This is a genomic window from Bradyrhizobium sp., assembly GCF_052389815.1.
GTDB lineage: Bacteria > Pseudomonadota > Alphaproteobacteria > Rhizobiales > Xanthobacteraceae > Bradyrhizobium.
Map to the genome: position 1 here is coordinate 23,900 of NZ_JBQTHN010000137.1, position 6,415 is coordinate 30,314.

The 6,415-nt window shown below is 66.1% G+C and carries 7 protein-coding genes; all 7 read left to right on the forward strand.

Annotated elements, in window-relative coordinates:
• Positions 1 to 64: 64 nt before the first annotated feature.
• The 7 genes from ACT4OC_RS22030 (at position 65) to ACT4OC_RS22060 (ending at position 6,231) form a co-directional block, all read left to right on the forward strand.
• A complete protein-coding gene (locus ACT4OC_RS22030; RefSeq protein ID WP_444841149.1) occupies positions 65 to 1,084 on the forward strand; it encodes an ABC transporter substrate-binding protein in 1,020 nt (339 codons plus the stop codon).
• A 7-nt stretch (positions 1,085 to 1,091) separates the two neighbouring features.
• A complete protein-coding gene (locus ACT4OC_RS22035; protein WP_444841150.1) occupies positions 1,092 to 1,904 on the forward strand; it encodes an ABC transporter ATP-binding protein in 813 nt (270 codons plus the stop codon).
• Complete coding sequence (locus ACT4OC_RS22040; protein WP_444841151.1) at positions 1,901 to 2,722, forward strand: ABC transporter permease; 822 nt, start codon at positions 1,901 to 1,903, stop codon at positions 2,720 to 2,722. Before ACT4OC_RS22035 ends, ACT4OC_RS22040 begins: the two co-directional genes overlap by 4 nt.
• A complete protein-coding gene (locus ACT4OC_RS22045; RefSeq protein ID WP_444841152.1) occupies positions 2,722 to 3,708 on the forward strand; it encodes a 2-hydroxyacid dehydrogenase in 987 nt (328 codons plus the stop codon). The genes ACT4OC_RS22040 and ACT4OC_RS22045 overlap by 1 nt, the downstream gene beginning before the upstream one ends.
• Positions 3,708 to 4,400: an AprI/Inh family metalloprotease inhibitor gene (locus ACT4OC_RS22050; RefSeq protein WP_444841153.1), complete on the forward strand. Its 693-nt coding sequence runs from the start codon at positions 3,708 to 3,710 to the stop codon at positions 4,398 to 4,400. Before ACT4OC_RS22045 ends, ACT4OC_RS22050 begins: the two co-directional genes overlap by 1 nt.
• A gap of 131 nt (positions 4,401 to 4,531) precedes the next feature.
• Positions 4,532 to 4,930, forward strand: a complete 399-nt coding sequence (locus ACT4OC_RS22055; RefSeq protein WP_444841154.1) for a YciI family protein — start codon at positions 4,532 to 4,534, stop codon at positions 4,928 to 4,930.
• A 29-nt stretch (positions 4,931 to 4,959) separates the two neighbouring features.
• A complete protein-coding gene (locus tag ACT4OC_RS22060; protein WP_444841155.1) occupies positions 4,960 to 6,231 on the forward strand; it encodes an RNA polymerase sigma factor in 1,272 nt (423 codons plus the stop codon).
• Positions 6,232 to 6,415 lie beyond the last annotated feature (184 nt).

Sequence of the window (6,415 nt, forward strand, 5' to 3'; positions counted from 1 at the left end):
TCCCGGGGTGCATTCGCGCCCGCGCCCTCCCATCATGGGGCAAAATGACAGACGGAGTCCAATCATGAACCCGGCCTTTCTGCCGCGAGCGTTAACTGCAGCGTTCGCCGTCCTGGTGACGGTGGTGGCGCCTGCGCGCAGCCAGACGCTGGACAAGGTCTCGTTCGGAACCAACTGGGTGGCTGAAGCCGAGCATGGCGGGTTCTACCAGGCGGTCGCCGACGGCACCTACAGGAAATACGGCCTCGACGTCACCATCGTGCCCGGCGGGCCCAACGAGAACAACCGCATGCTGCTGATCGCGGGCAAGATCGAATTCTTCATGGCCGCGAACACGCTGCAGTCTTTCGACGCGGTCGCCAACAACGTGCCGGTGACGTCGGTGGCGGCGATCTTCCAGAAGGATCCACAGGTCTTCGTTACCCACCCCGAATACAAGGTCACGAAGCTCGAAGACCTGAAGCCGCTGACGCTGTTCGTCTCCAAGGAAGGCGTCGCGAGCTATTTCCAGTGGCTGAAGCATGAATACGGCTTCAACGAGCGGATGGTCAGGCCCTACACCTTCAATTCGCAGCCCTTCCTCGCCAACAAGCAGAGCGCGATGCAGGGCTACGTCACGTCCGAGCCTTTCGCGATCGAGAAGGTGACCGGCAAGAAGCCGGGCGTCACGCTGCTGGCCGACTACGGCTTCAACGCCTATTCGACCCTGATCGAGACGCGGTTCGACCTCATCGACAAGAAGCCCGATCTGGTGCAGCGCTTCGTCGATGCCTCCATCATTGGCTGGTACAACTACCTCTACGGCAACAACGCCGCCGCCAATGCCATGATCAAGAAACTCAACCCGGAAATGACCGACGATTTGCTGGCCTATTCCATCGCCAAGATGAAGGAGCACGGCATCGTCGATTCCGGCGATACACTGAAGAACGGCATCGGCGCAATGTCGGATGCCCATGTGGCGAGCTTCTTCGACAAGATGGTGCGATCAGGCGTGGTCAGGCGCGACATCGATTTCCGCAAGGCCTACACGCTGCGCTTCGTCAACAAGGCGGTCGGCCTCGACTTGCGGCCGAAGAACTGACGCCGCAATGACCGAAGACGCCATGCGCTCCGACGTCGAGGCCGGCATGACCGGCCTCGCGGTGCGGCTGCGCGGCGTCACCAAGACCTACGACAGCGGCGTTGCCGCGCTCGGCCCGCTCGATCTCGACATCAGGCGCGGCGAATTCGTCTCGTTGCTCGGCCCCTCCGGCTGCGGCAAGTCCACGGCGCTGCGGCTGATCGCGGGGCTGGCGCCGCCGACGTCGGGCACGGTGCGCCTCGCGCGCCAGGCGGCGGAGAGCCGCGGCGGGCATGCGATCGGCTTCGTGTTCCAGGAGCCGACCCTGATGCCGTGGGCCGATGTCGCCGCCAATGTGCGCCTGCCGCTGACGCTCGCGAACGTACCGGCCGACGAGGCCGATCGCCGCGTCATGGCGGCGCTGGCGCAGGTGGGGCTCGCCGAATTCGCGCGCAGCTATCCGCGCGAGCTGTCCGGCGGCATGAAGATGCGGGTCTCGCTGGCGCGCGCGCTGGTCACCGATCCCGACATCCTCCTGATGGACGAGCCGTTCGCCGCGCTCGACGAGATCACGCGCTTTCGCCTCAACAACGACCTGCTCGCGCTGTGGCGCAATTTGCGCAAGACCGTCATCTTCGTCACTCACTCGGTGTTCGAGTCCGTCTATCTCTCCCAGCGCGTCATCGTGATGAGCGCGCGGCCGGGGCGGATCGCGGCGGAATTCCGCATCGACGCGCCGGAGCCGCGCGGCGAGGAATTCCGCACTTCCGCCGATTATGTCGGCTACTGCCGAACGGTTTCCGCCGCGCTGGCGCCGGCCTACGAAGGACAGCGCGCATGAGCGGAGATACCGCAGAGCCGGTGCCGGCGAGGAGTGGGCAGGATTCCTCTTGGCGCGTCCTGTTGCCCATCGCCGTGCTCGCCATCGGGCTTGCGCTGTGGGAGCTCGTGGTCCGGCTCAACGACATCCAGCCCTATGTGCTGCCGGGGCCGTGGCTGATCGCGCAGACACTGGTGACCGACTGGGCCGTGCTGTTTGAATCGCTCCTGGTCACGCTCCTGACCACACTGGAGGGCTTTGTCAGCGCCGCCGTCGGCGGCATCGCGCTGGCGCTGTTGTTCAACCGCTCGCGCTGGCTGGAGCATGCGCTGTTTCCCTATGCGATCATCCTGCAGGTCACGCCCGTGATCGCGATCGCCCCGCTGCTGCTGATCTATCTGCCGCAGCAGGTTGCGGTGGTGGTCTGCGCCTTCATCGTCGCGTTCTTCCCGGTGCTGTCCAACACCGCGCTCGGCCTGAATTCGGTCGACCGCAACCTCGCCGGTCTGTTCCAGCTCTACCGCGCCTCGCCGATGCAGACGCTGCGCTACCTGAAACTGCCGGCGGCGCTGCCCCACATTCTCGGCGGCCTGCGCATCGCCGGCGGCCTCTCGCTGATCGGCGCGGTGGTTGCCGAAATCGCCGCGGGCTCCGCGGGCGCAGGCTCCGGGCTTGCCTATCGCATCGCGGAATCCGGCTACCGTCTGAACATACCCCGTATGTTCGCCGCGCTGCTTCTGCTGTCGGCCGCCGGGATTGTCATCTATGCCTCGCTGGCGCTAGTTTCGCACCTCGTTTTGCGGCGCTGGCACGAGAGTGCGCTTGGAAAGGAAAGCTGATGGCGGCCAATATTTCTTCCGAAAAGATCGACCTGCTGATCTACGGGCCGATCAGGCCGATCCTAGAAAACGGCTTTCCCGACCAGTTCACCGTGCACCGCGCCGAAACCCGCGAAGACGTCGATCGGCTGCCGCCGGCGGTCAAGGAAAAACTCCGCGGCATGGCCGTGACCTATCATACCATGCCCGCCGGCAAGGACGTGCAATCGCAATTCCCCAGGCTCGAGATGGTCGCGAGCTTCGGCGTCGGCTACGACCACGTCGATTCCGCCTACGCGCGCGAGCGCAACATTATCGTCACCAATACGCCCGACGTGCTGACCGAGGAAGTCGCCGACGTCGCGATGGGGCTTCTGATCGCGACGCTGCGCGAATTCGTCAAGGCCGACAAATATCTGCGCTCCGGCCTGTGGCAGACCCAGAACTACCCGCTCAGCGTCGGCTCGCTGCGCGACCGCAAGGTCGGCTTCGTCGGCATGGGCCGCATCGGGCAGGCGATCGCGCGGCGTCTCGACGCCTCGCGCGTGCCGGTGGTCTATCATTCGCGCAAGCCCGCGGCGGGCGTTTCCTACCAGCACTATCCCGACCTGGTCGAGATGGCCAAGGCCGTCGACACCTTGATGATCATCGTGCCCGGCGGCGCCTCGACATCGAAGATCGTCAATGCCGAGGTGCTGAAGGCGCTCGGCCCACGCGGCGTCCTCATCAACGTGGCGCGCGGCTCGGTGGTCGACGAGCCCGCGCTGGTGGCCGCGCTGAAGTCCGGCACAATCCTCGCCGCCGGCCTCGATGTGTTCGCCAGCGAGCCGTCGGTGCCGGACGAGCTGAAGGCGATGCAGAACGTCGTGTTGTTGCCACATATCGGCTCGGCTTCCGTGGTAACGCGTAACGCCATGGATCAGCTCGTGGTCGACAATCTCAAGAACTGGTTCGCCGGCAAGCCGCCGCTGACGCCGGTGGCGGAAACCCCGGTGAAGGGCCGCTGATGGGCCTGCATCGCCCCGCCGTCGCGCTTCTCGCGTTGCTTGCGCTGGCGCCGCCGGCGCTGGCGCAGCAGCAGGATGCGCTGAAGAAGGAGATGGTCGGGCAGTGGGAGCTCTCCACCACCGAACGCAGCAAGACCTGCGTGATGACCATGAAGAACGAGGGTGCCTCGCAGGCGCTCAAGCTCGAGCTCGAGCCGAGCTGTGCGGCGGCGCTTCCCTTCACCAAGGACATCGCCGCCTGGAGCATCAAGGGCCTCGACATCGTGCGGATGCAGGATGCGAGCGGCCAGCCCGTGATCGATTTCACGGAAGTCGAGAGTGGCATCTTCGAGGGCCTGCGCCAGGGCGAGGGCGTCTACATCCTGCAGAATCTCGCCGCCGCTCGCTCGCTCGCCAGGTCGATGGACCAGATGATCGGCGATTGGCAGATGGTGCGCGGCAATGGCCGGCCGATCTGCGGCCTGACGCTGACCAACACGGAAGCCACCGCCGACAATTTCCAGGTCTTCCTCAAGCCGAAATGCGATCCGGCGGTGGCGGCGTTCGGGCCGGCGCAATGGCGGCTCGAGCGCGGCCAGATCATCCTGATGTCGAAGGCCGGCGACACCTGGCAGTTCGAGGCCGACGACAACGCGCAATGGCGCCGCGTGCCCGACACCGCCGACGGCCTGATTATGCTGCGCGGGCAATAGGCGGTATCTCGGAACCGTCAATTATTTGCCAAGCGCATGTCGATCCAGCCACCGCCAGATCGTCGTTCCATGCAGCGAGACGGAATTGCAGGCCCAACGTCCGCAAGCTCGCCAGCGAACAGGAGTTTCTCATGCGCTTCATGTCCATCGTCACTTCCCCGCAGCCGATGCAAGGTCCGAACCCCGCTTTGATGGAGGCCATGGGCAAGCTCGCCGAGCGCGAGATCAAGGCCGGCCGGATGATCGACATGGGCGGCTTGATGCCGCTGCAGCAGGGGGCGCGGGTCGCGGTCGAGGACGGCAAGCTGCGCGTCACCGACGGCCCGTTCGTGGAGGCCAAGGAAGTGATCGGCGGCTATGCCATCTTCGAGTTCCGCGACAAGGCCGAGGCGCTGGCGATGGCCAGGGAGTTCATGCAGCTTCACCTCGACCACATGCCGGGCTGGGTAGGCACCTGCGAGCTGCGCGCCATGGCGGGCCATGGCCTGGAGACGACCTGCGGCGACGTCGAAGCGGCTGTGCACGCCTGATGGACGCATCGCCGGTCCGGTCGGCGGCCATGACGGCCGCCGACACCCACGCAGCGGTCCTCGCCACCTGGCGCATCGAGCAGCCGCGGCTGATCACGTCGCTGTCGCGCATGCTGCGCGATGTGCCGCTGGCGGAGGAGCTGACGCAGGACGCGCTGGTGGCGGCACTGGAGGACTGGCCGTCCTCTGGCGTGCCGGAACGTCCGGGCGCGTGGCTGATGGCGACCGCAAAACGCCGTGCACTCGACCAGCTGCGCCGCCGGAAGATGCTCGCGCGCAAGCATCAGGCGCTGGCGCTGGATGTCGAGCGGGAGCAGGCGATGCCGGATTTCGACGCTTCTCTCGACGACGACATCGGCGACGAGATGCTGCGGCTGATCTTCACAGCCTGCCATCCGCTGCTCTCGCGTGAGGCGCGCGCCGCGCTGGCGCTGCGCATGATCTGCGGCTTGACCACGGGAGAGATCGCGCGCGCTTATCTGGTGCCGGAGGCGACGATCGGCCAGCGCATCGTGCGCGCCAAGCGCACGCTGTCGGAATCCGGGCTCGCGTACGAAACCCCGCGCGGGGAGGCGCTGTCCGAACGGCTCGCTTCCGTGCTGGAGGTCATCTACCTCATCTTCAACGAAGGCTATGCGGCCTCGCGCGGCGACGACTGGATGCGGCCGCAGCTCTGTCACGAGGCGCTGCGCCTTGGCCGCGCGCTGGTCGGGCTCGCGCCGGGTGAGCCGGAAGCACATGGTCTGCTGGCACTGATGGAATTGAACGCCTCGCGCGCCGCCGCGCGAATCGACACCGACGGCGAGCCGATCCTGCTGCTCGAGCAGGACCGCTCGCGCTGGGATCTTCTGCAGATCCGCCGCGGCCTGCAGGCGCTCGGCCGCGCCGAAAGCCTCGGCGGGGAGGGCGGCTGCTACGTGCTGCAGGCGGAGATCGTCGCCTGCCATGCAAGGGCCGAAACCGCTGACGCCACCGACTGGCCGCGCATCGCGGGCCTTTATGAGAAACTCTCCGCGCGCGTTGGCTCACCGGTCATTGAGCTCAACCGTGCCGTCGCCGTCGGCATGGCCGAAGGCGCGGAAGCGGGACTGGCGATCGTCGAAGCAATCGCGCAGGAGCCGGCGCTGCGGAACTACCATCTGCTGCCGGGCGTGCGCGGCGATTTCCTGCAGAAGCTCGGCCGCCGCGACGAGGCGCGAACCGCGTTCGAGGCTGCGGCCGCATTGGCCGGCAATAGCCGCGACCGCGACCTGATGCTGCGGCGGGCGAGGGAGGTTGCAGAAACTCGTAGGGCGGATTAGCGAAAGCGTAATCCGCCGTGGACCCGCGACACGCGGTGGCGGATTACGCTTCGCTAACTAATCTAATCTTACTGCGTCATGGGCGTCGGCGTCCATTTGATGCTGCGATGGCGCCGCAGCAAGGACATCGCGGCAAGGTTTTGATGAGCTCTCGGATCAGACGCACGCGCATGGTTGCGATCGA

Bases quoted from the DNA above. Each gene is read 5' to 3' on its own strand.
- ACT4OC_RS22055 (WP_444841154.1), top strand. From the start codon at position 4,532: ATGCGCTTCATGTCCATCGTCACTTCCCCGCAGCCGATGCAAGGTCCG.
- ACT4OC_RS22045 (WP_444841152.1), top strand. From the start codon at position 2,722: ATGGCGGCCAATATTTCTTCCGAAAAGATCGACCTGCTGATCTACGGG.
- ACT4OC_RS22060 (WP_444841155.1), top strand. From the start codon at position 4,960: ATGACGGCCGCCGACACCCACGCAGCGGTCCTCGCCACCTGGCGCATC.
- ACT4OC_RS22050 (WP_444841153.1), top strand. From the start codon at position 3,708: ATGGGCCTGCATCGCCCCGCCGTCGCGCTTCTCGCGTTGCTTGCGCTG.
- ACT4OC_RS22030 (WP_444841149.1), top strand. From the start codon at position 65: ATGAACCCGGCCTTTCTGCCGCGAGCGTTAACTGCAGCGTTCGCCGTC.
- ACT4OC_RS22040 (WP_444841151.1), top strand. From the start codon at position 1,901: ATGAGCGGAGATACCGCAGAGCCGGTGCCGGCGAGGAGTGGGCAGGAT.
- ACT4OC_RS22035 (WP_444841150.1), top strand. From the start codon at position 1,092: ATGACCGAAGACGCCATGCGCTCCGACGTCGAGGCCGGCATGACCGGC.